This window comes from Nocardioides pini, assembly GCF_026712185.1.
Taxonomy (GTDB): Bacteria; Actinomycetota; Actinomycetes; order Propionibacteriales; family Nocardioidaceae; genus Nocardioides; species Nocardioides pini.
Genome location: NZ_JAPPUX010000003.1, coordinates 523,568 through 549,553, shown reverse-complemented (window position 1 = coordinate 549,553; position 25,986 = coordinate 523,568). Strand labels below are relative to the sequence as shown.

At 72.6% G+C, this 25,986-nt stretch carries 27 protein-coding genes; 12 read left to right on the top strand and 15 right to left on the bottom strand.

What is annotated here, in order from left to right:
- Nucleotides 1–64: 64 nt before the first annotated feature.
- Nucleotides 65–1,189 (bottom strand): ABC transporter substrate-binding protein, encoded by a 1,125-nt coding sequence (locus tag NYO98_RS12390; RefSeq protein ID WP_268112037.1) that lies wholly within the window; start codon nt 1,187–1,189, stop codon nt 65–67.
- A 271-nt stretch (nt 1,190–1,460) separates the two neighbouring features.
- Here NYO98_RS12390 and NYO98_RS12385 point away from each other — a divergent pair, with 271 nt between their 5' ends.
- Both NYO98_RS12385 and NYO98_RS12380 read left to right on the top strand, forming a co-directional pair.
- A complete protein-coding gene (locus NYO98_RS12385; protein ID WP_268112036.1) occupies nt 1,461–1,883 on the top strand; it encodes a PLD nuclease N-terminal domain-containing protein in 423 nt (140 codons plus the stop codon).
- An 11-nt stretch (nt 1,884–1,894) separates the two neighbouring features.
- Entirely contained in the window at nt 1,895–3,601 is a 1,707-nt protein-coding gene (locus NYO98_RS12380) for a fumarate hydratase (protein ID WP_268112035.1), read from the top strand.
- A gap of 10 nt (nt 3,602–3,611) precedes the next feature.
- Here the strand turns inward: NYO98_RS12380 and NYO98_RS12375 are convergent, their stop codons facing one another.
- Nucleotides 3,612–4,472, bottom strand: coding sequence for a MerR family transcriptional regulator (locus tag NYO98_RS12375; protein ID WP_268112034.1), 861 nt, complete (start codon nt 4,470–4,472; stop codon nt 3,612–3,614).
- Between the two features lie 114 nt (nt 4,473–4,586).
- Here NYO98_RS12375 and NYO98_RS12370 point away from each other — a divergent pair, with 114 nt between their 5' ends.
- Nucleotides 4,587–4,832, top strand: coding sequence for a hypothetical protein (locus tag NYO98_RS12370; RefSeq protein ID WP_268112033.1), 246 nt, complete (start codon nt 4,587–4,589; stop codon nt 4,830–4,832).
- Between the two features lie 19 nt (nt 4,833–4,851).
- Here NYO98_RS12370 and NYO98_RS12365 read toward each other — a convergent pair whose 3' ends face one another.
- Nucleotides 4,852–5,721, bottom strand: coding sequence for a MerR family transcriptional regulator (locus NYO98_RS12365; RefSeq protein WP_268112032.1), 870 nt, complete (start codon nt 5,719–5,721; stop codon nt 4,852–4,854).
- 164 nt (nt 5,722–5,885) lie between these two features.
- On the opposite strand from NYO98_RS12365, the gene NYO98_RS12360 reads away from it, so the two are divergent.
- Nucleotides 5,886–6,572, top strand: coding sequence for a spermidine synthase (locus NYO98_RS12360; RefSeq protein ID WP_268112031.1), 687 nt, complete (start codon nt 5,886–5,888; stop codon nt 6,570–6,572).
- A 10-nt stretch (nt 6,573–6,582) separates the two neighbouring features.
- Here NYO98_RS12360 and NYO98_RS12355 read toward each other — a convergent pair whose 3' ends face one another.
- From NYO98_RS12355 to NYO98_RS12345, 3 genes are read right to left on the bottom strand one after another with little or no spacing between them, the layout of a single operon-like run.
- Nucleotides 6,583–8,475 carry a penicillin-binding transpeptidase domain-containing protein gene (locus NYO98_RS12355; protein ID WP_268112030.1) on the bottom strand — a complete coding sequence of 631 codons (1,893 nt, stop codon included), beginning with the start codon at nt 8,473–8,475 and terminating at the stop codon, nt 6,583–6,585.
- A 58-nt stretch (nt 8,476–8,533) separates the two neighbouring features.
- Complete coding sequence (locus NYO98_RS12350) at nt 8,534–9,073, bottom strand: SRPBCC family protein (protein ID WP_268112029.1); 540 nt, start codon at nt 9,071–9,073, stop codon at nt 8,534–8,536.
- Nucleotides 9,070–9,444, bottom strand: coding sequence for an ArsR/SmtB family transcription factor (locus NYO98_RS12345; protein WP_268112028.1), 375 nt, complete (start codon nt 9,442–9,444; stop codon nt 9,070–9,072). Before NYO98_RS12345 ends, NYO98_RS12350 begins: the two co-directional genes overlap by 4 nt.
- Before the next feature lie 169 nt (nt 9,445–9,613).
- Between NYO98_RS12345 and NYO98_RS12340 the strand changes: the two genes are divergently transcribed.
- The 5 genes from NYO98_RS12340 (at nt 9,614) to NYO98_RS12320 (ending at nt 15,128) form a co-directional block, all read left to right on the top strand.
- Nucleotides 9,614–9,931, top strand: a complete 318-nt coding sequence (locus NYO98_RS12340; protein ID WP_268112027.1) for a hypothetical protein — start codon at nt 9,614–9,616, stop codon at nt 9,929–9,931.
- Nucleotides 9,932–10,035: 104 nt separating this feature from the next.
- Nucleotides 10,036–11,430, top strand: a complete 1,395-nt coding sequence (locus NYO98_RS12335; RefSeq protein ID WP_268112026.1) for a class II fumarate hydratase — start codon at nt 10,036–10,038, stop codon at nt 11,428–11,430.
- A 41-nt stretch (nt 11,431–11,471) separates the two neighbouring features.
- Complete coding sequence (locus tag NYO98_RS12330) at nt 11,472–12,059, top strand: GNAT family N-acetyltransferase (RefSeq protein ID WP_268112025.1); 588 nt, start codon at nt 11,472–11,474, stop codon at nt 12,057–12,059.
- Nucleotides 12,060–12,090: 31 nt separating this feature from the next.
- Nucleotides 12,091–12,747 carry a DUF4396 domain-containing protein gene (locus NYO98_RS12325; RefSeq protein ID WP_268112024.1) on the top strand — a complete coding sequence of 219 codons (657 nt, stop codon included), beginning with the start codon at nt 12,091–12,093 and terminating at the stop codon, nt 12,745–12,747.
- Nucleotides 12,748–12,806: 59 nt separating this feature from the next.
- A complete protein-coding gene (locus NYO98_RS12320) occupies nt 12,807–15,128 on the top strand; it encodes an arylsulfatase (RefSeq protein WP_268112023.1) in 2,322 nt (773 codons plus the stop codon).
- Nucleotides 15,129–15,175: 47 nt separating this feature from the next.
- On the opposite strand, the gene NYO98_RS12315 is transcribed toward NYO98_RS12320, so the two are convergent.
- The 3 genes from NYO98_RS12315 to NYO98_RS12305 all read right to left on the bottom strand — a co-directional run bounded on the left by NYO98_RS12315 (nt 15,176) and on the right by NYO98_RS12305 (nt 18,576).
- The gene (locus tag NYO98_RS12315; protein WP_268112022.1) at nt 15,176–15,853 is read right to left on the bottom strand and encodes an aggregation-promoting factor C-terminal-like domain-containing protein; all 678 of its coding nucleotides are present in this window, start codon (nt 15,851–15,853) and stop codon (nt 15,176–15,178) included.
- Between the two features lie 399 nt (nt 15,854–16,252).
- On the bottom strand, nt 16,253–17,578 hold the full coding sequence (locus NYO98_RS12310) for a PhoH family protein (RefSeq protein ID WP_268112021.1): 1,326 nt from the start codon (nt 17,576–17,578) through the stop codon (nt 16,253–16,255).
- Nucleotides 17,579–17,796: 218 nt separating this feature from the next.
- The gene (locus NYO98_RS12305; protein ID WP_268112020.1) at nt 17,797–18,576 is read right to left on the bottom strand and encodes an isoprenyl transferase; all 780 of its coding nucleotides are present in this window, start codon (nt 18,574–18,576) and stop codon (nt 17,797–17,799) included.
- A gap of 103 nt (nt 18,577–18,679) precedes the next feature.
- On the opposite strand from NYO98_RS12305, the gene trhA reads away from it, so the two are divergent.
- Nucleotides 18,680–19,405 carry a PAQR family membrane homeostasis protein TrhA gene (trhA, locus tag NYO98_RS12300; protein WP_268112019.1) on the top strand — a complete coding sequence of 242 codons (726 nt, stop codon included), beginning with the start codon at nt 18,680–18,682 and terminating at the stop codon, nt 19,403–19,405.
- Nucleotides 19,406–19,889: 484 nt separating this feature from the next.
- Nucleotides 19,890–20,300, top strand: coding sequence for a hypothetical protein (locus tag NYO98_RS12295; protein WP_268112018.1), 411 nt, complete (start codon nt 19,890–19,892; stop codon nt 20,298–20,300).
- Here the strand turns inward: NYO98_RS12295 and NYO98_RS12290 are convergent.
- A complete protein-coding gene (locus NYO98_RS12290; protein WP_268112017.1) occupies nt 20,287–21,222 on the bottom strand; it encodes a DUF1353 domain-containing protein in 936 nt (311 codons plus the stop codon). The genes NYO98_RS12295 and NYO98_RS12290 overlap by 14 nt on opposite strands.
- 49 nt (nt 21,223–21,271) lie before the next feature.
- Entirely contained in the window at nt 21,272–22,276 is a 1,005-nt protein-coding gene (locus NYO98_RS12285) for a glycoside hydrolase family 26 protein (protein WP_268112016.1), read from the bottom strand.
- A 135-nt stretch (nt 22,277–22,411) separates the two neighbouring features.
- On the opposite strand from NYO98_RS12285, the gene NYO98_RS12280 reads away from it, so the two are divergent.
- A complete protein-coding gene (locus tag NYO98_RS12280) occupies nt 22,412–23,401 on the top strand; it encodes a YihY/virulence factor BrkB family protein (RefSeq protein ID WP_268112015.1) in 990 nt (329 codons plus the stop codon).
- Between the two features lie 24 nt (nt 23,402–23,425).
- On the opposite strand, the gene NYO98_RS12275 is transcribed toward NYO98_RS12280, so the two are convergent.
- Genes NYO98_RS12275 through NYO98_RS12260 form a run of 4 tightly spaced genes read right to left on the bottom strand, consistent with a single transcriptional unit; the run spans nt 23,426 to nt 25,899 of the window.
- Nucleotides 23,426–24,091, bottom strand: a complete 666-nt coding sequence (locus NYO98_RS12275) for an HAD family hydrolase (protein ID WP_268112014.1) — start codon at nt 24,089–24,091, stop codon at nt 23,426–23,428.
- Nucleotides 24,088–24,555, bottom strand: coding sequence for a PTS sugar transporter subunit IIA (locus NYO98_RS12270; RefSeq protein WP_268112013.1), 468 nt, complete (start codon nt 24,553–24,555; stop codon nt 24,088–24,090). Before NYO98_RS12270 ends, NYO98_RS12275 begins: the two co-directional genes overlap by 4 nt.
- The gene (locus NYO98_RS12265) at nt 24,552–24,809 is read right to left on the bottom strand and encodes a PTS glucose/sucrose transporter subunit IIB (RefSeq protein WP_268112220.1); all 258 of its coding nucleotides are present in this window, start codon (nt 24,807–24,809) and stop codon (nt 24,552–24,554) included. Before NYO98_RS12265 ends, NYO98_RS12270 begins: the two co-directional genes overlap by 4 nt.
- A gap of 43 nt (nt 24,810–24,852) precedes the next feature.
- Nucleotides 24,853–25,899 (bottom strand): SIS domain-containing protein, encoded by a 1,047-nt coding sequence (locus NYO98_RS12260; protein WP_268112012.1) that lies wholly within the window; start codon nt 25,897–25,899, stop codon nt 24,853–24,855.
- Between the last annotated feature and the right edge of the window lie 87 nt (nt 25,900–25,986).

Genomic DNA, 25,986 nt, shown 5'->3' with positions numbered 1-25,986 from the left:
AGGAGCGGGAGGGCCGGGCCGACGGCGAACCGCCGGCCCGGGCCCGCGCTCGTGGCGGTCGTGCTCAGCGGATGGCCTTGGACCAGTTCGCCGCGAGGTACTCCCCCGCCTTGGTGGTCTGGTCGTCCGTCGGGATCACCGGCTCGCCGGTGACCTCGGGCAGGGCCCCCCAGAGCTCCTCGTCGATGGTGCCGGCCTCGGCCATGGCGTCACCGCGGACCGGCCGGGCGCCGCCCTTGAGCCAGAGGTTCTGGCCCTCGTCGCTGTAGAGGAACTCCTGCCAGAGGCGGGCGGCCGCCGGGTGCGGCGCGTCGGCGTTGATCGCCTGGAAGTAGTAGCCCGCGACCACGGCCTCCTCCGGGACCACGGTCTTCCACGTGTCGACGTTGGCCGCCGCGGCCGCGCCGAGGTAGTCCCAGTCGATGACGACGGGCGTGGTGCCCTGCTCGATGGTGCTCGAGTCGGGGTCGACGGTCAGGAAGTTGCCGGCCTTCTTGAGGTCGGCGAAGAAGTCGACGCCGGGGGCGATGTCGTCGGCCGACCCGCCGTTGGCGATCGCGGCCATCATCACGCCGCTGAACGCCGCACCGGCCTGCGTCGGGTCACCGTTGAGCGCGACCTTGCCCTTGAACTCCGGCTTCATCAGGTCGGCCACGGACGTGACGTCGGGGACGACGGACGAGTCGTAGCCGATCGACATGTAGCCGCCGTAGTCGTTGACCCAGGTGCCGTCGGGGTCCTTGTAGTCGTCGGGGATGTCGTCCCAGGTCTCGACCTGGTAGGGCGCGAACAGGTCGGTGTTGGCCAGGGCGACCGACTGGCCGAGGTCGAAGACGTCGGGCGCGCGCTCGGTGCCCTTCAGGTCGTTGGCCGCGTTGATCTCGTCCTGCGACGCGGCGTCCGGCTGGTCGGAGTTGACCTTGATGTCGTACTTGTCCTCGAACGTCGAGATGATCTCGCCGTAGTTGGCCCAGTCGGGTGGGAGCGCGATCACGTTGAGCTCGCCCTCGTCCTGGGCGGCCTTCACGAGCTCGTCCATCCCGCCGAAGTCCTCCGCAGAGGTGGCGGACGCGGCGTCGACGCCGCTCTCGGTGGTGGTGTCGGACTCCTTCTCGGGAGCCGCGCAGCCGGCCGCGGCTGCGAGGGTCGCCATCGCGGCGAGGGACACGAGTGCGTTGCGGACCTTCAACTTCGACCTCCAGGGGTGCTGGCCGGCCGCAGCCGGTGGAATGTGCCGCGCGGAGCCTCGTCGGACCCGTCTGCTCGGAGGCTACTCCCGAGTGACGCTTCTGGGTACGACCGATGAACGCGTGGCACGCCCTCCTCGGGGCGCTGCCGGCTCGACGACGTCGGCCGCAACTCACCACACCCGGCCCCCGGGCGCGCTAGCCTGCCGCCACGCCGGGACCTCTCCCCTGCGTCCGAGGCCCCGGACGGGCCGACCTGCGGGGGTCTCGAACGTGCGTGTCGTGCTGTACCTCGCGCCACTGGTGCTGGCGCTCTACTGCCTCATCGACGCCATCGGCAGTCGCGACGACGAGGTCCGCAACCTGTCCAAGGTGTGGTGGATCGTGCTCGTGCTGTTCTTCCCGTTCGTCGGGTCGATCGCCTGGCTCGTCGCCGGCCGGCCCCAGCGTGCCGCGCGCCGGCACGGCCCCTACGAGCGCAGCGCCGGCGCGTACCCCGAGTACGACCGCCCCGGCCGCTTCGCCGCCGCCGACCCCGCCGCCGACGAGGCGTTCTTGAAGAAGGTGCGCGAGCGCGCGGAGGAGCAGCGGCGCAGGGCGCGCGAGCAGAAGGCGCGCGAGCAGCAGGAGGGTGCCCGCCAGGAGCAGCGTCCGGACCCGGAGGCCGAGTCCGGCGGGGAGCCCGGCCGGGCGTAGCATCGGCAGCCGTGACGACCGCTGCCGCTGGCCCCGAGTTCCACTACTCCGACCTCCTCCCGACCGCCGGTTCCAACGGCGCCCCGGAGACGCCGTACCGGCTCGTCACCACCGAGGGCGTGTCCACCGTGGAGGTCGACGGACGCACGTTCCTCAAGGTCGAGCCCGAGGCCATCCGGCGGCTCACCGAGGAGGCGATGCACGACATCAGCCACTACCTGCGCCCCGGCCACCTCGCCCAGCTCCGGCGGATCATCGACGACCCCGAGGCCTCCGGGAACGACCGCTTCGTCGCCCTCGACCTGCTCAAGAACGTCAACATCTCCGCGGGCGGCGTGCTGCCGATGTGCCAGGACACCGGCACGGCGATCGTCATGGGCAAGAAGTCCGAGGGCGTCCTCACCGGCGCCGACGACGGCGAGGCGATCAGCAAGGGCGTGTACGACGCCTACACCCGGCTCAACCTCCGCTACTCCCAGCTCGCCCCGCTGACGACGTTCGAGGAGAAGAACACCGGCACCAACCTGCCGGCGCAGATCGAGCTCTACTCCACGCCCGCGAAGGACGTCCCGGAGTACAAGTTCCTCTTCATGGCCAAGGGCGGCGGCTCGGCGAACAAGTCGTTCCTCTTCCAGGAGACGAAGGCCGTGCTCAACCCGACGCGGCTGATGGAGTTCCTCGACGAGAAGATCCGCTCGCTCGGCACGGCGGCGTGCCCGCCGTACCACCTCGCCGTCGTCATCGGCGGCACCAGCGCGGAGTTCGCGCTCAAGACCGCGAAGTACGCCTCGGCGCACTACCTCGACGACCTGCCGACCGAGGGCTCGATGGCCGCCCACGGGATCCGGGACGTCGAGCTCGAGGAGAAGGTCTTCGAGCTGACCCAGTCCTTCGGGATCGGCGCGCAGTTCGGCGGCAAGTACTTCTGCCACGACGTGCGCGTGGTCCGCCTCCCGCGCCACGGCGCGTCGTGCCCCGTGGCGATCGCCGTCTCGTGCTCCGCGGACCGGCAGGCGCTCGGCAAGATCACGCCGGAGGGCGTCTTCCTCGAGCAGCTCGAGACCGACCCGGCCCACTACATGCCCGACGCCGGCATGGCCCACGACATCGAGGGCGGCGCCGTCGTCCCGATCGACCTCAACCAGCCGATGGCCGACATCCTCGCCGAGCTCTCGAAGCACCCGGTCAAGACGCGGCTCTCGCTGACCGGCCCGCTGGTCGTGGCCCGCGACATCGCGCACGCCAAGATCAAGGAGCGCCTCGACGCCGGCGAGGAGATGCCCGACTACCTGCGCGACCACCCGGTCTACTACGCCGGGCCGGCCAAGACCCCGGAGGGCATGCCCTCCGGGTCCTTCGGCCCGACCACGGCCGGTCGGATGGACTCCTACGTCGAGCAGTTCCAGGCCGCGGGCGGGTCGATGGTCATGCTCGCCAAGGGCAACCGCTCCAAGGCGGTCACCGAGGCGTGCCACGCCCACGGCGGGTTCTACCTCGGCTCGATCGGCGGTCCCGCCGCGCGCCTGGCCCAGGACTGCATCCGCTCCGTCGAGGTCGTGGAGTACGAGGAGCTCGGCATGGAGGCGGTCTGGAGGATCGAGGTCGAGGACTTCCCCGCGTTCATCGTCGTCGACGACAAGGGCAACGACTTCTTCACCGACCCGTCGGGCGCGGTGACCGTGCCGATCTCGGGGATCCGGGTGCGCTCGGCGCAGTAGCCGCGGCGCGTCAGGCCGGCGCCGTCAGCCGGGTGGCGAGGTCGGCCGCCGCCTCGCCGATCCGGTGGCCCAGCGGCTCGGCCCCCTCGACCCGTCCCTGGTGGGCGCCGCCGAGGAGCACCGTGGCGATCGGCGAGATCGCCTGCACGGCCTCGCGCACCGCCGGGAGGTCCTCCACCGTCGGGACCGCGAGCACGACCGCCTGTGGCATCAGGGCACGGACGGTGTCGACCCAGCTCTCGACGGGCAGGTCGGCGCCGAGGTAGGTGACGTTGACGCCACGGCTGCGCAGCACCATCGCGAAGGCCATCACGCCGAGCTCGTGGCGCGAGCCGCGGGCCAGCCCGACCATCACCTGGGGAGCACCGGGCTCGGCGTGCGGGAGCTGGTGGAAGGCCTGCGCGAGCCGACGCAGGACCGCGGCGCTGACGAAGTGCTCCCCCGCGACGCTGACCGTGCCCTGCTGCCAGGCCTCGCCGAGCCGCACCAGCGAGGGCAACAGCCACTCGTCGACCGCGATCGCCAGGTCGCCCTCGGCGAACGCCTTGTCCAGCATGCTCTCCAGCCGTACGACGTCGAAGTCCTCGCCGCACGCAGCGAGGTCGTCGAGCCGCGCCAGTGGCGAGCCCGGTCGCGGCAGGGTCGCGGACCCGGTCGGCTCGTCGAGCACGCGACGCGCCGCCTCGCGCGGCGCCCACCCGGAGTCGACGAGGTCGCGCATCACCGACAGGCGTCTGACCGCCTCGTCGTCGTAGAGGCGGTAGTTGCCCTCGGTGCGGGCCGGTGACACCACGCCGTACCTCTGCTCCCACTTGCGCAGGGTCTCGCGCGGCACTCCGGTGAGCTGTGCGGTGCGTCCGACGGTGTACACGTCCTCAAGGGTAGCGAACTTTGGACAAAGTGTGGACAACAGTTCTAGTGTCCGCGTTGTCCACCAACGGTGGACAAACTGTGGACAAGCCGCAGGCGCACCCGAGGAGCACCCATGTCGACCACCGCGCAGCCGCTCATGACGATCACCGCACCCCCGACGGTCGACCTCGGGGAGCGCGCCGACCGGCGCCTGCGGGTGGCCGGCGTCGCGGTGCTCGTCGCGGCCGCGCTGGGCTCCGTGCTGGGTGCGGCGCCGGCCGTGTCGGGCACCTCGTCGACGGACCACCACTGCCGGGTCGACATCGTCGGCAGCTACTGGGTCAGCACCGGTTGCTCCGACGAGCCCGCAGCCCGCTGAGCACCTCTGGCTGACGGCGTCAGCTGACGGCGCCGAGGCGCGTGGCCAGGGCGGCGGCTGCCGCCCCCGCGTGGTGCCCGAGGTGCACCGGGCCCTCGACCCGCTCCTGGTGCGCGCCACCGAGCAGCACCTCGGCGTGCGGCAGGAGCGCATCGACCGCCTCGCGCACCGCCGGGAGGTCCTCGATCGTGGGGGCCGCGAGCACCACGGCCCGCGGCTGGATCAGCCGTACGGCGCCGACCCAGGCCTCGAGCGGCAGGTCGCTGCCCAGGTAGGTCACCGCGACGCCGCGTGACCTCAGCACGAGCGCGAAGGCGAGCACGCCGATCTCGTGGCGGGAGCCGCGCGCGAGGCCGACGACGACGCGCGGACCGCCGCTCGGCGCGGGCGGGAGCGACTGGAAGGTGAGGGCGAGCCTGCGGTGCACCGCGCCGGTCACGAAGTGCTCCCCCGCGACCGAGATCAGCCCGCGCTGCCACGCCTTGCCGAGGTGGACCATCGACGGCAGGAGCCAGTCGTCGACGACCGACACCACGTCGATGTCGGCGAAGCCCTCGGCGAGCAGCTGCTCGAGCCGGGGGACGTCGAAGTCCTGCGCGCAGGCGACGAGCGTCTCGAAGCGGGCCTCGTGGGCGGGCTCCGCCGGTCGCGCCACCTCGGCCTCGGCGGCCGCGACGTCCTCGGCCACGTGGCGGGCGGCCTCCTGCGCGGTCCAGCCGGCCTCGACCAGGCTGCGCATCACGACGAGCCGGCGCACCGCCTCGTCGTCGTAGAGCCGGTAGTTGCCGGGCGAGCGCTGCGGGACGACCACGCCGTAGCGCTGCTCCCACTTGCGGAGGGTCCCGCTGGGCACGCCGGTGAGCTCAGCGGTGCGTCCCACGGTGTACACGACTTCACGGTAGTCCGGCGCGACGCGGGAGGGCAGCCCTTTCGCGACACGATCCGGCGCGCCGACCTTGGACGAAGCCTGCCCAACGGGGCCGCGTGGGCGTCGGCGTGGGCGTCGGCGTGGGCGGCGTCGGGTCCGGGGGTGGCGGTTGGCAGGATGGCGCCATGGACAGCGCCGACGGCCCGCAGAGCGTGGAGATCGCCCGGGCGGAGACCCCGCGCGGCGAGGTGGTGCTGCGACGGCGGACGAACGGCACCGGGGCCGACGTGCTCGAGCTCCGCGTCAACGGGGTGTTCGTGATGGACACGCTGGAGACGACGAGCGAGATCGAGCTGGCCGCGCAGGCGCTCGACCTCGTCGAGGAGCCCTCCGCGGTCCTCATCGGCGGCCTCGGGCTCGGCTTCACGCTCCAGCGGGTGCTGGCCGACCCCCGCGTCGAGCGTGCCGCCGTCGTGGAGATCGAGGAGGCGCTGGTGCAGTGGATGCGCGACGGCACGGTGCCGCACGGGCCAGCCCTGCTCGCCGACACCCGCGCGACCGTCGTCAACGCCGACATCGCCATGGCCATCGCCGAGGCGCGCTCGACCTACGACCTGGTGCTGCTCGACGTCGACAACGGGCCCGGCTACCTCGTGCACGAGCACAACGGGGTGGTCTACGAGGAGGAGTTCCTGCGGCGGTGCCGTGACCTGCTCGGCCCCGGGGGCGTGCTCGTGGTGTGGTCGGCGAGCGCCGCGCCGGAGCTGCTGGCCTCGCTCCGCACGGTCTTCGGCGACGCGGAGGAGCAGGCCCACGACGTGCTGCTGCAGGACCGGCCGGAGGAGTACTTCCTCTACCTCGCCCGCCGCTGACCTCTCGCGGTCAGCGCAGGAACGCCTCGAGCACCGGTCCCGCGGTCTGCGAGCCGGAGACGCCGGTCTCGACGAAGACCGCGACCGCGAGGTCGCCCCGCGTCGCGATCATCCAGGTGTGCGTCGGCAACGCTCCGGAGGCGTCGGGCTCGCCGTACTCGGCGGTGCCGGTCTTGGCGCCCACCTCCCCGGGCACGTCCTGGAGGAAGCGTCCCGAGCCGGTGGCGACGACCGCGCGCATCAGCCCGCGCAGGGTGCCGGACTCGGGACCGGTGAGCGGCCGCTCCGGCGCCACCTGCTCCACCTGGTGCTCCGGCAGCAGCACTGGCAGCACGGCCCGGCCGGCCTGCACCGACGCGGCGACCGTGGCCATCGCGAACGGGCTCGCCAGCACCGTGCCCTGGCCGATCATGTCGGCGGCTGCGCCCGTCTCGGTCTCCGGCGGCGGCACCTGCCCGAAGTAGACCGGGAAGCCGAGGTCGTGGTCGGTGCCGAGCCCGAGCGCCTGGGCGGCCGCAGCGAGGTCGCCGTCGGCGAGCCGGCCGGCGTTGCCGATCAGGGCCGTGTTGCAGGACTGGGCGATGGCTTGGGCGAGGGTCACGTCGCCGAGCGCGGCGGCCGGGTAGTCGTCGTAGTTCTTGAACGACCGGCCGTCCACGACGGTGGTGGCGGGACAGGCCACGACGTCGTCCACGCGCATGCCGCTGCGCAGCAGCGCGAGGGACGTGACCACCTTGAACGTCGAGCCGGGGGCGTACTGCCCGGTCATCGCCAGGTCGGCGCCCGCCGCCCCGACGCCGTTGGCGCTCGCCAGGACGGCGCCGTCGGACGGCCGGATCGCCACGAGGGCCGCCGCCGGGGCGCCGTCCCCGAGCCCGGCGAGCACGTCCTCGGCCTTCTGCTGGAGCACCGGGGCGAGCGTGGTGGCGAGGTCGGCGCCGTCGGCGGCCGGGACCTCGGCGAGGGTGCGGAGCCGGTCGTCGGCGTCGCGGGCCACGACGGCGGCGCCCGGCGTGCCCCGCAGCTGCTCGTCGTAGCGGGCCTGCAGGCCGGAGAGCCCGACCTCGTCCCCGGCGACGATGCGGCCCTCGGAGGCCTCGACGACCTCGGCCGTGGCCGGGCCGACGCGACCGAGCAGGGCCGCGGCGAACTCACGGGTCGGTGCGAGCGGCAGGGTGTCGCGCACGGCGAGCGCGCCACGGATCCTGGCGAAGGCGGGCAGCACGTCGAGGGCGTCGTCCTCGCGCAGCACGAGCGCCTCGACGAAGGCCTCGGCCCCCATCGCCTCGGCGCGGTCGACGTACGACGCCACGTCGACGTCGAGGACCCGCGCGATCCGTCGCGCGCTGCGGGCGACCTGCGGCCCCTCGACCTTGGTCTTGTCGAGCCCGTAGCGCAGCACGGGCCGCTCGGTCACCAGGACGGCACCACCGGAGCCGGTGATGTCGCCGCGCACCGGCGGGAGCGTGCGCAGGCCCAGGGTGTCGCCCTCGGCGAGGTCGGGCGCCAGCGCGGTGGGCGCCCAGTCGACCTGCCACCCGTTCCCGTCGGGCACGAGCGCCACCGTCGTGTCGTACTCCCAGGGCGTGGTGTCGGTCAGCTGCCAGCGCCACGCCAGCGTCGCGGTCGCCGAGTCGGGCTCGTCGCCGGTGCCCTCGACCTCGTCGACCGAGGCGACCTCCACGTCGACGGGCACGTCCTCGAGCGGTGAGACCAGGTCGGCGAACGCCGCACGGGCGGCCTGGTCGACGAGCGGCACCTCGGCGAGCGAGTGGTCCGACAGGGCGGCGGCGAGGTCGTCGGCCACTCCGGACGGCGGGTCGGTGTCGTCACCGTCGAGCGCGGAGCATGCCGAGCCCACCCCCACGAGCAGAGCGGCGACCCCGAGACGGAGAGATCGCATGGCCCCATGCTCCCCAGCCCGGGCGCCGGGACCAAGGCGCAACGCCGACGGGCGCCGCTCAGGCGAACCGTTCGCGGTAGTGCGACGACCCGGCGGCGTAGTCCTCCCAGTCGACGGCTGCCACGTCGGTGCCCACCACGGCGGCGACCAGCCGGTCGAGGTAGTAGTCCCAGCCCGGGCCGACACTCGCCGCCATCTCGATGCCCGTCGCGCCCGGCGCGAGCACCTGCACGAACCGGAGCGAGGTGACACCGTCGGCCTCGGTGAGCTCGAGCTCCATCTCCCAGAGCGCCGTGTCGCCGGAACCGTCCTCGCTGAAGGGTTGCGGCTCGCGGCTGCGGACGGCGAAGCGGTGGGGCGGCTCGCACGCCAGCACGTCCATCTCCTCCGCCGGCACGTCGTCACCCTCCGCGGTCATCCGGAAGCTCACCGACCCGCTGGCGGGGTCACCGCTCCACGTGCCGATCCAGCGCTCCATCCGCGACGGCTCGGTGCACGCGGCCCACACGTCGTCGACCGGTGCGCGGAGCCGGCGCTCGATCACGAGCAGGATGCGTCCGTCGCGCTCCTCGCGATGGCCGGTCATCGAGGCGTTCATGCGGTGTCCTCCTGCAGTGGGGATGGGGTGGTGGTGGCGCGGCGCTCCCGTCCGGTGCGGCGCACCTCGAGCTCGAGCCCGTCGAACGCCGACTCGGCGACCGGTGGCCGGGGCACGCGCGGCGCACCCAGCGCCACCAGCCACTCGGCCAGGGCGGCGAGACCGTCGTACCGGAGCCGGTAGTGCCGCTCGCGCCCGCGGTCCTCGGCCTCCACCAGGCCCGCCTCGGTCAGGACGCGGAGGTGACGACTGATCGCCGGGCGGCTGATGGCGTGGTCGGCCGTCAGGTCGACCACGCGCGCGGGTCCGGACGCCAGCCGCGCGACGAGGTCACGGCGCACGGGGTCGCCCAGCGCTGCGAACGGGTCCACCCCACATTGGTAACTGATGTGTTACCTATTGTCAAGGTTGGCCGAACGCCACCGTCGCCCATGACCAGTCTGGACAAACCCGGGACAAACATTGGACAAACCCTCGACACGTGCCATGGCGGAGTGGTTCGGTGGTCGTCCATCGCCATCCCCCACGAGGAGCACCGACATGAACCGCACCACCCGCACCGCCAGCAGCCTCGCCGCCCTCTCGCTCGGCGTCGCCACCGTCGTGCTGGCCCCCGCCGCAGCCCAGGCCAAGCCGGACACCGACTGCATGCGGGCCGGCATCAGCACCCTGAAGTCGGCCGGCCTCTTCTCGACGGTCGCCCGCGACGGGCTGCCGATCGCCACCGCCGTCGCGGTCGGCGTGACGCCGCGCGCCGGCACCGACGTGGCCTCCCTCCCCGACCCGCTGCCCCTCAGCGTCGTCCTCGCCGACCACCGTGCGGGCGACGACAGCCTCTTCCTCTACCCCTGGTGCTGAATCCCCCTGTCCTGGACGCCCCGCCGACCCCTCCCCCCGGGGCCGGCGGGGCGTTCGCAGCGTCCGCCCCTGCGGTCAGCCCGCGGGGTGGGTACGGTCGACGTGTGACCGAGACACGCACCGAGCACGACTCCATGGGCGAGGTCGAGGTGCCTCGCGACGCCCTGTGGCGGGCCCAGACCCAGCGCGCGATCGAGAACTTCCCGATCAGCGGCCTCACCCTCCAGCCACGGCACGTCCAGGCGCTGGCCCACGTCAAGGCGGCCGCCGCGACCGCCAACGCCGCGCTGGGCGTCGTACGCCACGAGCAGGCGCAGGCCATCGTCGCGGCCGCCGACGCCATCGTCGAGGGGGCGCACGACGGGGAGTTCCCGATCGACGTCTTCCAGACGGGGTCCGGCACGAGCTCCAACATGAATGCCAACGAGGTCATCGCGACCCTGGCCGCCCGGGCCGGCGTCGAGGTGCACCCCAACGACCACGTCAACGCCTCACAGAGCAGCAACGACACGTTCCCGACGAGCATCCACGTCGCGGCGACGCTCGCGGTCGTCGACGACCTCCTGCCCGCCCTCGACCGGCTCGCGACGTCGTTCGAGGCCAAGGCCGAGGAGTTCGGCGACGCGGTGAAGTCCGGGCGCACCCACCTGATGGACGCCACGCCCGTGACGCTCGGACAGGAGATGGGGGCGTACGCCGCCACGCTGCGGCTGGGCGTCGAGCGGCTCGAGGCGGTGCTGCCGCGCGTGCGGGAGCTGCCCTTGGGCGGCACCGCCGTGGGCACCGGCATCAACACACCGGCCGCCTTCGCCGAGCGGGCCATCGCCGCGCTCTCCGAGCGGACCGGGCAGCCCTTCACCGAGGCTCGCGACCACTTCGAGGCGCAGGGCACCCGCGACTCGCTGGTCGAGCTCTCCGGCGTGCTGCGCACGGTCGCCGTCGGGCTGACCAAGATCTGCAACGACCTGCGCTGGATGTCGTCGGGCCCCACGACCGGGCTCGCCGAGATCCGCCTCCCGGACCTGCAGCCGGGGTCGAGCATCATGCCCGGCAAGGTCAACCCGGTGCTCCCCGAGGCGACGCTGATGGTGTGCGCCCGGGTCGTCGGCAACGACGCGACCATCGCCTGGGCGGGCGCCTCGGGCAGCTTCGAGCTCAACGTGATGATGCCGGTCATGGCGCACGCCCTGCTCGAGTCGGTCCACGTGCTCTCCACCTCGACGGTCCTGCTCGCCGAGCGGTGCGTGGACGGGATCACCGCCGACGCCGAGCGCATGCGGCGCTACGCCGAGTCCTCCCCCTCGGTCGTCACCCCGCTCAACGCGCACATCGGCTACGAGGAGGCCGCCAAGGTCGCCAAGAAGGCGCTCGCCGACGGGGCCACCATCCGCGAGACCGTGATCGCCATGGGCTACGTCGAGCGCGGCGACCTGACCGAGGAGCAGCTCGACGCCGCCCTCGACGTCGACTCGATGACGGGACGACCCGCCTCGGGGTGAACCGGTCGCCGATCGTCCGGTGACCGTCGTACGGTCGACGGATGAGCGAGACGTCGTACGACATCAGGCCCCTGACGCCCGAGACCTGGTCGGCCTTCGACGACCTCGTCATCCGGCACAACGGGATCTTCGGCGGCTGCTACTGCATCTGGTTCCACCCGGACAGCCCGGAGCGGGGCCAGGGCAGGGAGGCCAACCGCGCGCTCAAGAAGGCGTACGTCGAGAAGGGCGAGGCGCACGCCGCCCTGGTCATGGACGGTGACGAGGCCGTCGCGTGGGCGGAGTACGGCACACCGGTCGAGCTCCCGAGCCTGCACCACCTCAAGCAGTACGACGCCGAGAAGGACGTCGACCCGGACTGGCGGATCACCTGCGTCTTCGTCGACAAGCGCCACCGCCGGCGCGGGGTCACCGAGCTCGCGATCCGTGGGGCGCTCGACCTGATCGCGCAGTCGGGGGGAGGCGTGGTCGAGTCCTACCCCCACGACCTGACCGACCAGACCAAGAAGATGTCGTCGTCGTTCCTGTACAACGGCACGCGCGCCCTCTACGAGCGCCTCGGCTTCACCTACGTCCGCCCCAAGGGGCTGAAGAACTGCGTGATGACGACGACCGTCGACCCCCGTTGACCTCAATACCCCCGGGGGGTATCTTCGACGCATGGATCACAGCACGCTCCCCGGAGCCGGGCACAGCTCCCACCACGACATGGGCAGCACCAACGCGATGGCGGTCTCCGCCACCCTCCACTGCCTGACCGGCTGCGCCATCGGCGAGATCCTCGGCCTGATGGTCGGCACCGCCCTGGGGCTGGGCAACCTCGCCACCATCGCCGTCGCGATCGGTCTGGCGTTCCTCTTCGGCTACGCCCTGTCGACCCTGCCCCTGCTGCGAGCGGGTCTCGGCCTGGGAGCCGCCCTGACCGTCGTCCTCGCGGCCGACACCCTCTCGATCGCCACCATGGAGCTCGTCGACAACCTGGTGGTGGCCGTCATCCCCGGCGCGATGGACGCCGGACTGGTCAACCCGGTCTTCTGGCTGTCCATGATGCTCGCCCTGACCGTGGCGTTCTTCGCGGCCTGGCCCGTCAACCGCTACCTGCTCGCCCGCGGCAAGGGTCACGCCCTGACCCACCACTTCCACGGCGCGGAGCCGGAGGGCGCGCGGCGCCTCATCCCGGACCTCGCCACCTCGACGCTGGTGGCGGCGATCGTCGCCTTCATGCTGGGCGGGCTCGTCGTCTCCGTCGCCGACGCGCTCGAGGACCCGACGCCGACCGGTCACGCCGCGCGCGCCGGTCTCGCCCACCGCGGGTGACGCGGGGACCCACGCCTGCTCCCTACGGTGGCGGTTCGCCGACCCGGACGAGGACCACCGTGAGCCCCTTTGCGAAGCTGCCGCGCCAGGACGTCCTGCCCTTCCCCCCGACACCGTCGGCGTCCCGTGCCGGACGCACGATGCAGGACTCGGTCTACGAGCCGCGTGCTCCGGAGCGCCGCCTGGCGCCCGATGCCCCCAACATCCTGGTCGTCCTCATCGACGACGCCGGCCCGGGCCTGCCCGACACCTTCGGCGGTGACGTACGTACTGCGACGTTGACGCGCGTGCTGTCGGAAGGCATCGGCTACAACCGCTTCCACACGACGGCGATGTGCTCGCCCACGCGTGCCTCGCTCCTGACCGGGCGCAACCACCACCGGATCGGGAACGGGCAGATCGCGGAGCTCGCCAACGACTGGGACGGGTACTCCGGCCACATCCCGACGAGCACCTCGCTGGTCGCCGAGGTCCTGACCGACTACGGGTACGCGACGGCGGCCTTCGGCAAGTGGCACAACACGCCGGCCGAGGAGACCACGCCGTCGGGACCCTTCCACAACTGGCCGACCGGTCGTGGGTTCGAGTACTTCTACGGGTTCCTCGCGGGCGAGGCCAGCCAGTACGAGCCCAACCTGGTGCGCAACACCACCAGCGTGCTCCCCCCGCGGCGGGCCGAGGACGGCTACCACCTCAGCGAGGACCTGGCCGACGACGCGATCGGCTGGCTGCGTCGCCACCGCGCCTTCGAGCCGGACAAGCCGTTCTTCATGTACTGGGCCAGCGGCTGCCTGCACGGTCCGCACCACGTCATGAAGGAGTGGGCGGACAAGTACGCCGGCCGGTTCGACGACGGCTGGGACGCCTACCGCGAGCGCACGTTCGCGAACGCCAAGGCGGCCGGGTGGATCCCGGCGGACGCCGAGCTGACGCCGCGTGACCCCACGCTCCCTGCGTGGGACGACATCCCGGACGACGAGAAGCCCTTCCAGCGACGGTTGATGGAGGTCGCCGCCGGATTCGCCGAGCACGTGGACGTGCAGGTCGGTCGCCTCGTCGACGAGGTCGAGCGCCTGGGCCAGGCCGAGAACACGCTGGTGTTCTACATCTGGGGGGACAACGGTTCGTCCGGCGAGGGTCAGAACGGCACCATCAGCGAGCTGCTGGCCCAGAACGGGATCCCGACCACCACAGACATGCACATCAAGGCGCTCGACGAGCTGGGCGGCCTCGACGTGCTCGGCTCACCGAAGACCGACAACCAGTACCACGCCGGCTGGGCGTGGGCCGGGAGCACGCCGTACAAGGGCATGAAGCTGGTGGCCTCGCATCTCGGCGGCACCCGGAACCCGATGGCGGTGCGCTGGCCCGCGCGGATCGCGCCCGACGTCCGACCCCGCTCCCAGTTCCACCACTGCAACGACCTGGTGCCGACCATCTACGAGGTCCTCGGGATCACTCCGCCGCGCGTCGTGCGCGGCGTGGAGCAGCAGGACCTGGACGGCACCAGCTTCGCCTACACCTTCGACGACCCCGAGGCCGAGGGCCGGCTGAGGACGCAGTACTTCGAGATCATGGGCAGCCGTGCGATCTACCACGACGGGTGGATGGCCTCCGCGTTCGGGCCGCGGACGCCGTGGCTCCCCGGCCTGCCTCCCGGCATCCAGGACTGGACACCGGACCACGACCGGTGGGAGCTCTACCACCTCGACGAGGACTGGACCCAGGCCCACGACGTCGCCGACACGCACCCCGACAAGCTGGCCGAGCTCAAGGAGGTCTTCGCGATCGAGGCCGCCCGCAACAGCGTCTACCCGATCGGAGGCGGGTTGTGGGTGCCCGTCTACCACCCGGAGCTGCGCATCTCCACGCCGTACCGCAGCTGGACGTTCAGCGGCGACGTCGTGCGGATGCCCGAGTTCTGCGCGCCCGCGCTCGGCAACCGGGCCAACACCGTGACCGTCGACGCGGAGCTGCCCGAGTCGGCGAACGGCGTCCTGTACGCGCTCGGTGGGGCCGGCGGGGGCCTCACCTGCTACCTCGACGACGGGTACCTCTGCTACGAGTACAACTGCTTCATCCTCATGCGGACCAAGATCAGGTCCGGCCAGCGGCTCACGGCCGGACGGCACCGGGTGGAGGTCCGCACGGAGTACGCCGAGGTCCGGCCGGGTGGCCCGCTGGACGTCACGCTCACGGTCGACGGCGACGAGGTCGCCTCGGGAGTGGTCCCCGTCAGCGCACCGCTGCTGTTCACGGCCAACGACTGCCTCGACATCGGGACCTGCTTGGGCGGTCCGGTCTCGCTCGACTACTACGACCGCGCGCCGTTCCCCTTCGAGGGCACCATCGACACCGTCGAGGTCCGCTACCTCACCTGAGGTCGGCGGCCGGGCGGTGCCGCTCCCGCGTCACGGCACGCGCAGGGTCAGTACCAGCCGTTGCCCTGCTTGAAGCTCCACGCGCTGCAGGGGGTGCCGTAGCTGTCCTGGATGTACTCCAGGCCCCACCGGATCTGCGACTCGGCGGAGGTCATGTAGTCCGCCGGGAGGTCGTGCAGCTGCGTCAGCGCCTGCGGGATGCCGTACGCCGACGACGTCGGGTTGTCGGCGTCGATGCGCCAGTCCGACTCGCTCACGTAGAGCGCGTCGAGGCAGGAGAACTGGTCGGAGGAGAAGCCGTACTCCGGCAGCAGCGCGCGGGCGATGTCGCGGGGGTCGCCCTCCGACAGCTTCTCCGAGCGCGTCACGGCCGAGCCGCCGGACATCGCCAGGGTCGTGGCCTTGGCCTTGTCGGTGCGCCGCGCCGAGCGCGAGGCGACCTGCCGCGACGACCGCTCGAGAGGGGTCGCGGCGGCGGTCGAGCCGGCGGCCTCCGGCGTGGCACCGGCGGACGGGCTCGGGGTGGCGGGCGCCACGTCGGCAGCGGCGGGGGTCAGCGCGTCGGGCTCGCTCGAGGCGAGGCCGCCGGTGACGCTGACGCCGGTCACGGCGGCCGCCAGGCCGGTCAGGGCGACGCCGGTGCGCAGGGCGCGACGCGGCGCGCGGACGGCCTTGTGCTTGCCGGGGGCGCGGTGCTTCGGGACGTACTTGTCTGACTTCGACACAGGGGCTCACGGGGGTTGACGACAGGGGGTGTCACGCCGGGTCGTGCACGGAGGCGCGTAGGACGACCACGAGGACCTGGTCCGGCGGGACGGGGCGGTGATGAGGGGGATCCCTGCGCCCTGCCGGGGACCGAGGTCACGAATCGGTCACGAGCCACCATGCATGAGGGTTCAACCACGTGCAAACCGAACGCCACAATTGGTGCTGTCCCTTGCGTCACAGCAGACCACCTGCGTCACAGACGACTCACCCGCCACACGCAGGTGACGACCGCCACCGCCTCGGCGGCCTCGGCTCAGCGCTGTAACGCCGGGTTACTGCTGGTACCCACCAGGGTGCTCCATGGTGGGTACCGGTGGTAACCCGGCGTTACAGCGCGGCAGGGGGCTGCGACCCGGTCAGAGGGTGACGTCCTCCAGCATCTCCGTCACGAGCGCGGCGATGGGCGACCGCTCGGAGCGGGTGAGGGTGACGTGGGCGAAGAGCGGGTGGCCCTTGAGCTTCTCCACCACCGCGACGATGCCGTCGTGGCGGCCGACCCGGAGGTTGTCGCGCTGGGCGACGTCGTGGGTGAGCACGACCTTGGAGTTCGCGCCGATGCGGGACAGCACGGTGAGCAGGACGTTGCGCTCCAGCGACTGCGCCTCGTCGACGATGACGAACGCGTCGTGGAGCGAGCGGCCGCGGATGTGCGTGAGCGGCAGGACCTCCAGCATCCCGCGGTCCATCACCTCGTCGACGACGTCGCGCGAGACCAGGGCGCCGAGGGTGTCGAAGACCGCCTGGGCCCAGGGCGACATCTTCTCGTTCTCCGAGCCGGGCAGGTAGCCGAGCTCCTGGCCGCCGACGGCGAAGAGCGGCCGGAAGACGACGACCTTCTTGTGGTGGCGGCGCTCCATCACGGCCTCGAGGCCGGCGCAGAGCGCCATCGCCGACTTGCCGGTGCCGGCGCGGCCGCCGAGCGACACGATGCCGACCTCGGGGTCGAGGAGCATCTCGAGCGCCACCCGCTGCTCGGCCGACCGGCCGTGGATGCCGAAGGCGTCCCGGTCGCCGCGGACGAGGTGCACGCGCTTGTCCGCCCCCACGCGGCCCAGCGCCGTACCCCTGTCCGACAGCAGCACGAGCCCGTTGTGGCACGGGAGGTCGCGGGCGTCGGCGAGGTCGATGACCCCGTCCTCGTAGAGCTCGTCCAGGTCGCTCGAGGGCACCTCGAGCTCGGCCATCCCGGTGTAGCCGGTGTCGGAGCTGCTGATGGCCTCGGCGCGGTACTCCTCGGCGTCGAGCCCCACGGCCGAGGCCTTGATGCGCAGCGGGAGGTCCTTGCTGACCAGGGTGACCCGGTGGCCCTCGTTGGCCAGGTTGCAGGCGACCGCGAGGATGCGGGTGTCGTTGTCGCCCAGCCGGAAGCCCGACGGCAGGGACTCCGGGTCGGTGTGGTTGAGCTCGACGCGGACCGTGCCGCCCTCCGCCCCCACGGGGACGGGCTGGTCGAGGCGTCCGTTGACGATGCGCAGCTCGTCGAGGGCCCGCAGCGCCGAGCGGGCGAAGAAGCCGAGCTCCGGGTGGTTGCGCTTGCCCTCCAGCTCGGTGATCACCACCACGGGGAGCACGACCTCGTGCTCGGCGAAGCGTTTGATGGCGGCCGGGTCGGCGAGGAGGACGCTGGTGTCGAGGACGTACGTGCGACGGGTGCTGCTGGGCGAGGTCTTGCTGCTGGCCACGTCTAACCCCTTGCTGCGGGTCGGCGCGCGCACTCCTCGCCCGGCCCGATGTCATTCAACGGACCGGAGAGCTCCCATCTGAGTGCCCAAGGTGTGCCTCCCGGTTCAGCAGGCTTCCCCACCTGCTGATGTCGCGAAAGTACGCCCGTGGGTGACCCGATCCGGGGCGACACGCCCGAACGCGAGGTGACGGTCGGATGACGTCTGCGAGTCGTCGGTCAGCCGCCGAAGCGGCGCTCGCGCTCGGCGTACGCACGGATCGCGCGCAGGAAGTCGACGCGCCGGAAGTCGGGCCACAGGGCCTCGCAGAAGTAGAACTCCGAGTTGGCCGACTGCCACAGCAGGAAGCCGCCCAGGCGCTGCTCCCCCGACGTGCGGATCACCAGGTCGGGGTCGGGCTGGCCCTTGGTGTAGAGGTGCTCGGCGATGTGCTCGACGTCGATGATGTCGGCGAGCTCCTCGAGCGAGGTGCCCTTGGTGGCGTGGTCGGCGAGCAGGGCGCGTACGGCGTCCGCGATCTCGCGGCGCCCGCCGTAGCCGACCGCGACGTTGACGAGCAGGCCGTCGATGTCGCGGGTGCTCTCCTCGGCCGCCTTGAGCCGCTCGGCGGTCTCCGTCGGCAGCAGGTCGAGGGCACCGACCGGGTGGATCCGCCAACGGCGTGCCTCGGCGAGCGACTCGACGGCGCCCTCGATGATCTTCAGCAGCCCGGTCAGCTGGTCGGGCGGGCGGTTGGTGAGGTTGTCGCTCGACAGCAGCCACAGCGTGACGACCTCGACGCCGACCTCCTCGCACCACCCCAGCAGCGGACGGATGTTGTCGGCGCCGGCCTGGTAGCCCTCCGCGGTGTTGAGCCCGACCGCCTTCGCCCACCGGCGGTTGCCGTCGAGCATGACGCCCACGTGCTTCGGGATCTGGTCGTGGGGCAGGAACTTCACCACCCGGGACTCGTAGGCCGGGTAGAGCACCCGTCGCACGGCGTCCTTCACGTTGACCACCAACCGATCGTAACGCCGTCGCGCCGTGTGACCGGGCACTCGGTGCACTCGACTGCGGAACTCGCACCCCTCCGGGTACGTTCGTGACATGGAGAACCCCGGCATGACGTCTCGCGACCGCGTCGAGCACGCCGTGGAGCGTGCCGGCGAGGTGATGGCCGACAAGATGGCCGAGATCAAGCCGCACCTGCGCGGCTGGCTGCACGCGGCCACCGCGCCGATCGCGCTCGCCGCCGGCATCGTGCTGGTCGCGCTCTCCCCCACGGCCTCCACCCGCGTCGGGTCGGCCGCCTTCGCGCTGTCCGCGCTCCTCGTGTTCACGGTCTCGGCGATCTACCACCGCGGCACGTGGTCGCCGCGCACGTGGGCGTTCCTGCGCCGCTTCGACCACGCCAACATCTTCGTGCTGATCGCGGGCACCTACACGCCCTACGCCCTGCTCTTCCTCGACGGCACCGCGCGTACGACGCTGCTGCTCGTCGTGTGGATCGCCGCGATCGCCGGCGTGTTCTTCCGCGTGTTCTGGACCGACGCGCCGCGCTGGCTCTACACGCCGATGTACATCGCCCTCGGCTGGGCGGCGGTGTTCTTCATCCCCCAGTTCATGGAGGGCGCCAACCGCTTCAGCAGCGGCATCGCGGTCGCCACGCTCGTCCTCGTCGCGGTCGGCGGCGTGCTCTACACGCTCGGTGGCGTGGTCTACGGCCTCAAGCGCCCCAACCCCTCACCGCGTTGGTTCGGCTTCCACGAGGTCTTCCACTCCTTCACGATCCTCGCCTTCGCCGCCCACTACGTCGGCGTCTCGCTCGCCACCTACTCGCTGCGCTGATTGGCTCGCTCCGTCGATTGGCTCGCTCCGCTCGCCGTGCTGGGGTCCCGCCGCCGGCCGCTGCGTCATACGAACCCGCACCCATACGTACGCCTTCGTATGACGTCCGCCCGGTCGCCGTACTCGGCGCCCCTGAGGACGTCGTCTGGCACCGAGCGCGGTGGCTGGGGTCCCGCCGCCGGCCGCTGCGTCATACGAACCCGCACCCATACGTACGCCTTCGTATGACGTGCGCCCCGGTCGCCGTGCTCGGGCGGCCGAGGTGAGGTCCGCGTCGCGCCCGGGAGTGCAGGAGGAGGGCTGCGTCGGGGGAGCGAAGCGGAGGAGGCGCAGCAACGACGACGAACGACCGGGTCACGAGCGACGCGGACACGCGCGAGCGGAGCGAGCGCCAACAACCCCGTGAGACCGCTCACGTCGGGCAACGATCGTCACCGCCCGGTCGTCGTACGGGGGAAGCCCTGTCCCCCACCCCCACCGCGAGATGCCTCACTCCCCCACCGAATCCCCGGCCGACACGCCCGACCGGACCGACCGGACCGGCCGCCAGCCCCTCCTCGACCTCAGCCTCCCGCAGCTCGTCGCCGGCGCCACGGCCGCAGCGACCTCGGCGATCCTCATCAGCCACCTCGACCTCCTCGGCACGGTGCTCGGGGCGGCGTGCGCCAGCGTGGTCTCCGCCGTCGTCACCGCCGGTCTCGTCGGCGGGTGGCACCGCGTGCGCACGGTGCCGAGCCGGTTCCCGCGCAACGTCAACGGCATGGTGGTGACGGCCCTCGCGCTCGGGCTGGTCGTCCTGGCGGCACGCGAGGGCGTCCACCTCGTCACCCAGGACCTGCCCCGCGGCGCCTTCGCCGCGCGCTGGCTCGCCGAGATCGGCGTCAGCCGAGGGTGAGCAGCGTGAAGACCACCAAGGAGGCGGCCACGACGAAGCCGGCCAGGACCCAGGCCGCGACGGGCGAGCGCCGGGCGAGCCGCTCGACCGCGAGGTAGGTCGCCCCGATGACGGCCAGGCCGACGGTCACGTGCAGCAGCACCGCGAGCACCACCCCGGCGATCGCGCCCGCCCTCCACAGCCGACCCCACAGCAGGCTGAGCGCCAACGGCAGCACGACCGCCCCGGCGAACCCGCCCGCCACCTCCACCCACCACGAGCGGTCGCCCATCCACGGCACGTCGACGGCACCCGCCCACGAGACGTCGAACAGGTCGCTGGTCGCGCTGTAGCCGAGGTAGACGATCGCGGCGATCGTGGTGCCGGCGGCCAGGCGGTAGGACCAGTGCTTCAGCGGCGACCAGCGCACCGCCCGGCCGACGAAGATCGTCGCCACGGTGACGGCGGACCAGACGATCCAGCGGCGGACCACGCCCGTGCCGGTGTCGGCCATCGCGTCGCGGAAGACCCGGTCAGCCTCGACCCGGTCGACGACGCGGCCCTCGGTGGAGACGTAGGACGTCGGGTCGCCGCGACCGGCCACGAGCGCGTCGTGCAGCAGCGCGGCCGGCAGGTGGGCCCCGGTCTTGGGCACCAGCCAGGTGAACAGCGCCGGCACCGAGGTCAGGTCGGTGCGGAAGTCGGTGTCGGCGGGGACCAGCAGCTCGCCGAGGTGGCGGTCGCGGTAGGCCAGCCGACGCTCGAGGGCGAACGTCTCGACGCCCTCCTCGGAGTGCCGCTCCAGGACGATGCGCGGGTCGGAGCCCGGGTCGGGGGGCTCGCCGGGGCCCGCCGGGGTCGGCAGCGTGCCGCCGTCGTAGAACCGGCGCGGCTCCGCCGCCACCTGCCTGCTCATCGCTCCGACGCGCTCCCGAGCCTCCATGTCTCCAGTCTGGCGCCGGGGACCGACAGCCGCGACCGTCCGGCGGGTCTCAGGCCGGCATCTGGTCGAGCGCCGTGCGGATCGCCCTGAGCGCGTCGTTGGAGGAGTTCACCCGCCAGTCGCGCTCCTTGTTGCCCTGGAACCAGCACACCGCCTGCACCCGAGGGAAGGTGGTCGCCGCGAACATGTCGGTGATCCAGCGGCCCTTGGACGCGGACTTGATGCGGGGAGCGCCGTCGTCGTACGACGGCTCCTTGCAGCCGACCTCGCAGATCCACACCGGGGCGGTGGGGTGCAGGGCGACGAGCCGGTCGTACTGCTCGCGGTAGATGTCCTCGAACGTGCGCCACGGCCCCCAGCTCAGGCCGGTGTTGCCCCAGTTGTAGCCGTCGAGGCCGAGCACGTCGACGTACGCGTCGCCGGGGTAGATCGTGCGGACGTCGGTCGTGCCCTCGTAGGTGTCGGTCGTCGGGTTGAAGACCCAGCGCAGGTTGGTGGCGCCCCGGTCGCGCAGGTAGGTCACGACGTAGCGCCAGGCCGCGATGAACTCCTCCGGCGTGCCGCCGTGCTCCTTCTCGCCGGCGGGGGTGGGCTGGAACGACGTCCAGTCGCCGTTCATCTCCGGCCAGGGGCGCACGTGGACGACGTACGGGAAGGCGCGCGCAGCCGCGGCGATCCGGTCGAGGTGCTCGTCGTGCAGGCCGGCCGGCCACTCGCTGTAGCGGAACGTCCCGATCTCCCACGCGACCAGGAGGTCGCGCGTGCCGCCGCGGGCGGTGTCGAGGTCCTGCTGGGCGGGGAACACCTCGTCGGGCCCGTAGAAGTACGACGCGATCGAGACCGGCGCCTGCACGGTCCGCTGGAGGTCATCGAGCACGCCGGGCGTCCAGGGCACGTTCCAGGCGTAGGCGCCGAAGCGGACCTGCCGGCCGAGCGGGGTGCCGGACGCGGCGTACGCGCTGCCGGGCGCGAGGGACAGCGCGGCCGCAGCGGGAGCGAGGAGGGACGCGCCCACGAGGGCACGACGGGACAGGGCGGGGCCGGGGAACGACACGGGGACTCCGAGAGGGTCGAGGACGTCTGCCAGCGGCCGCGACGACCGATGGGGGTCCAGAGTAGGTCCGGCCCGGGGTGCCCGTCCGGCGAATCCGGTCACTGCGCTGCGGGGCCTGCCACCTAGGGTGCGGCCATGACCACCGCGCGGACCGTGCCCGTCACCACCGAGATGGACGGTGACGAGCTGGACGCGCTCGACGCCTGGCACCTCGCGCGTCACCACGGGCTGCGCAGGATCGCGGTCGAGTCCTTCGTTCGCTTCCGCTACGGCGACGGGTTCACCAACTCCCGCGCCCTCGCCCTGCAGGCCTGCCTCGCCGTCGTCCCCTTCCTCCTCGCCCTGACCGGCCTCGCCTCCGACATCGACGAGGAGCGACCGGCCGCGGTCGTCGCGCACGTCGTCGACTCGCTCTCCCCCGGATCGGGAGACGGCGATGCGCTCGCCTCGGCGGTCGACGACTCCGATGCCTCCGAGGTCGCCGGCGAGGTCGCCCTCGTGCTCGGCCTCGGCTTCGCGCTCGTGTCGATGACAACGGCGATGGCGCAGGTCGAGCGCGGCGCCAACCGGATCTACGGCATCCGGCGCGACCGCAAGGCGCTCCACAAGTACGGCAGGGCGGCGGTCCTGACCGCCGTGCTGGCCGCACCTGTCGGTGTGGGCTTCGTGATGATCGTGGGCGGGGGTGCGCTCGGCGAGGCGATGGTGGACAACTACGGCTGGTCGGACACGGCCGTCGACTGGTGGAACGGGCTGCGGTGGCCGATCGGCCTCGCGCTGCTCGTCCTCGCGATCGCCGTGCTGCTCGACCACGCGCCGCGCCGCCGGCAGCCGGCGCTGTCGTGGCTCGGGCTGGGGTCGGGGATCGCCGTGGTCCTCAACGCCGTCGCCACGGGCGGGCTGGCGGCGTACGTCTCCCTGAGCGGGTCGTTCGGCAGCGTGTACGGGCCGCTCGCCGGCGTGTTCGCCCTGCTGCTGTGGGCGCTGCTGTCGTCCGTCGCGTTCTTCTACGGCACGGCCGTCTGCGCCCAGCTCGAGGCGCTCCGCGCCGGCGAGGTCTCGCCGGCGCTCGACGACCCGGGCCGCCCGCACGCGAAGACCGTCGGGGACCACGTCACCGGCTGACGGCGCTCGCTCCCCGGCGCTGCCTCACCCGGACGGCAGGAGCGGCAGGAGCGGCAGGAGCGGCCGGAGGTCGGCGTGGACGTCCACGGCACCGGCGTCGAGCAGCACGTCGCGCGGGTGCGACGTGCCGATGCCGTGCACCCGGCGTACGCCGGCACCGCGCGCCGCGCGGACACCGGCGGGCGAGTCCTCCGCCGCCAGGGCGGCGGCGGGGTCGGCGTCGAGCCGGCGGCAGGCGAGCGCGAAGCCGGCGGGGTGCGGCTTGCCGTCCTCGACGTCGCGGGCGGTGACGACGAGGTCGACGCTGTCGAGCTCCAGGGCGAGCGACTCCACCAGCGACCGCTCCACCCAGGCCGGCCCGGCCGAGGTGACGATGGCGACCGGCGTGCCGCCCGCCCGGGCCGCCTCGATCAGGTCGCGCGCACCGGGCACGGCCTGCGCCGCCTCGTCGGGCACGTGATCGAGGACCTCGGCGAGCACCGCTTCGGGGTCGAGGCCCTCCCAGGGGCCGGGCTCGGTCGCGAAGACGTCGACCGCCCGGCGTCCGGTGAAGACCGAGAGGTCGGGGAGGTCCCAGCCCTTGTGGGCGAAGAAGGACTCGTACCCGCGGCGGTGCAGGGGCTCCGAGTCGACGAGGGTGCCGTCGAGGTCGAGCAGCAGCGCGGAGACCTCGGCCACCGGCGCTGTCATGCGGTGGCGAAGAGGAGATCGCCGGCGGCCACGGACCCTCCGACGGCGTCGCTCGCGACGGAGCCCTTCGGTGCGTCCATCAGCACGACCGGGACGACCGGCGAGACGTCCTGCCCGCTCGCCGTGGACGGCAGCGAGGACGGGTCCCAGGTGATCATCGGATCGCCCGCGGCGACCTCGCTCCCCTGGGTGGCGAGGACCTCGAACCCCTCGCCCTCGAGGCGGACGGTGTTGATGCCGAGGTGCACCAGGACGCCGACGCCGTCGCCGAGGACGACGAAGGCGTGCGGCAGGACCTTGACCACCTTCCCGGCGATCGGCGACACGACGGTGGTGCGGCCGGCGTCGGGCTCGATGGCCACGCCGGGTCCGACCATCTCCTCGGCGAAGACGGGGTCGGGCACGTCCGCCATCGCGACGACCCGTCCCGGGCAGGGGGCGAGGACCTGGACGGCACCGCTCACATCAGGTCCTCGATGTCGTCGGCGAGGTTGTCGGCCTCGGGGCCGACGACGACCTGGACGACGGTGCCGCTGGCCATGACGCCGTGGGCCCCGGCGGCCTTGAGGGCGGCCTGGTCGACGAGCGAGCCGTCCTTGACCTCGGTGCGGAGGCGGGTGATGCACGCCTCGATCTCGACGACGTTGTCGGCGCCGCCGAGGCCGGCCAGGATCTGCTCTGCCTTGCTGCTCATCTCTGGTTCCTTTCGTGGGTGGATCCACTGTTGCGTACGGCGACGGGTGCGGCGCAACCGTCGTGGGTCAGCGATCGGTCTGGGTGACCTTCCTCAGGCCGCGCGGGTTGTCGGGGTCGAGCCCCAGCCGTCGGGCCATCTGCTCGATCATCAGCTGCGCGGGCACGACCGAGGCGATCGGCTCGACCGCTTCGGGCAGGTCCGGGCCGGGCAGGTGCAGGTCGCACTCCCCCGCGAAGGCGGGCGTGCCCCCGATCCCGAGGACGCGGGCGCCGCGCTCGTGCAGGTCGCGCACCAGGTCGAGCATCGGCTCGGCGAGCGGACCCTCCGCGGCGCCCACCAGCACGGCCAGCAGCCCCTCGCTGACCACCGAGATGGGGCCGTGGCGCAGGTCGGCGTACGAGTAGCCGCGCACCGGGCGCAGGCAGGTCTCCTCCATCTTCAGCGCCGTCTCCAGCGCGGTGCCGAGCAGCATGCCGCGGCCCGAGACGACGACCCGCTCGGTGGTGGCCAACGCCTCGGCGGCCGCGTCGACGTCGGTGCGCAGGAGTCCCTCGACGGCGTCCGGCACGCGCTCGAGCGCGGCGCGCAACGACCCCTCACCGAGTGCGTCGGCGAGGACGGCGAGGGCCACGAGCTGCGTGAGGTACGACTTCGTGGCGGGCACCGCGAGCTCGGGTCCGGCGCTGGTCACCAGCGCGAGGTCGGCGGCGCCGGCGAGCGGTGAGCCCTCGACGTTGGTCACGCCGACGGTGGCGGCCCCGCAGGCCCGCGCCCACTCCTGGGTCTCGACGATCTCGGCCGTCGCGCCGGACTGCGACACCGACACCACCACCGTGTCGGAGAGGTCGAGCCGGGCGCCGTAGTGGGTGGCCACGCTGGGCGCGGCCAGCCCCGCCGGGACGCCCGCGACGACCTCGAGCAGGTAGCGCCCGTAGATCGCGGCGTTGTCGCTCGACCCGCGCGCCACCAGCAGCACGCGCCGCCGTCCCGACGCGAGGTCGCGCAGCCGCGCCTGCTGGGGCAGGAGCGCGTCGAGCGTGCGGCGGGCGGCCTCCGGCTGCTCGGCGATCTCGGCCGCCATCTGCGTCGCGGCGGGGGAAGAGGTGTCCATCGGCGGTCCTTGACAACGTCGGCGCGCTGGAGCCATGCTCTCCAACTGGTACGTACCAGACCGTACCAATGGATCCATCCGGCGTCG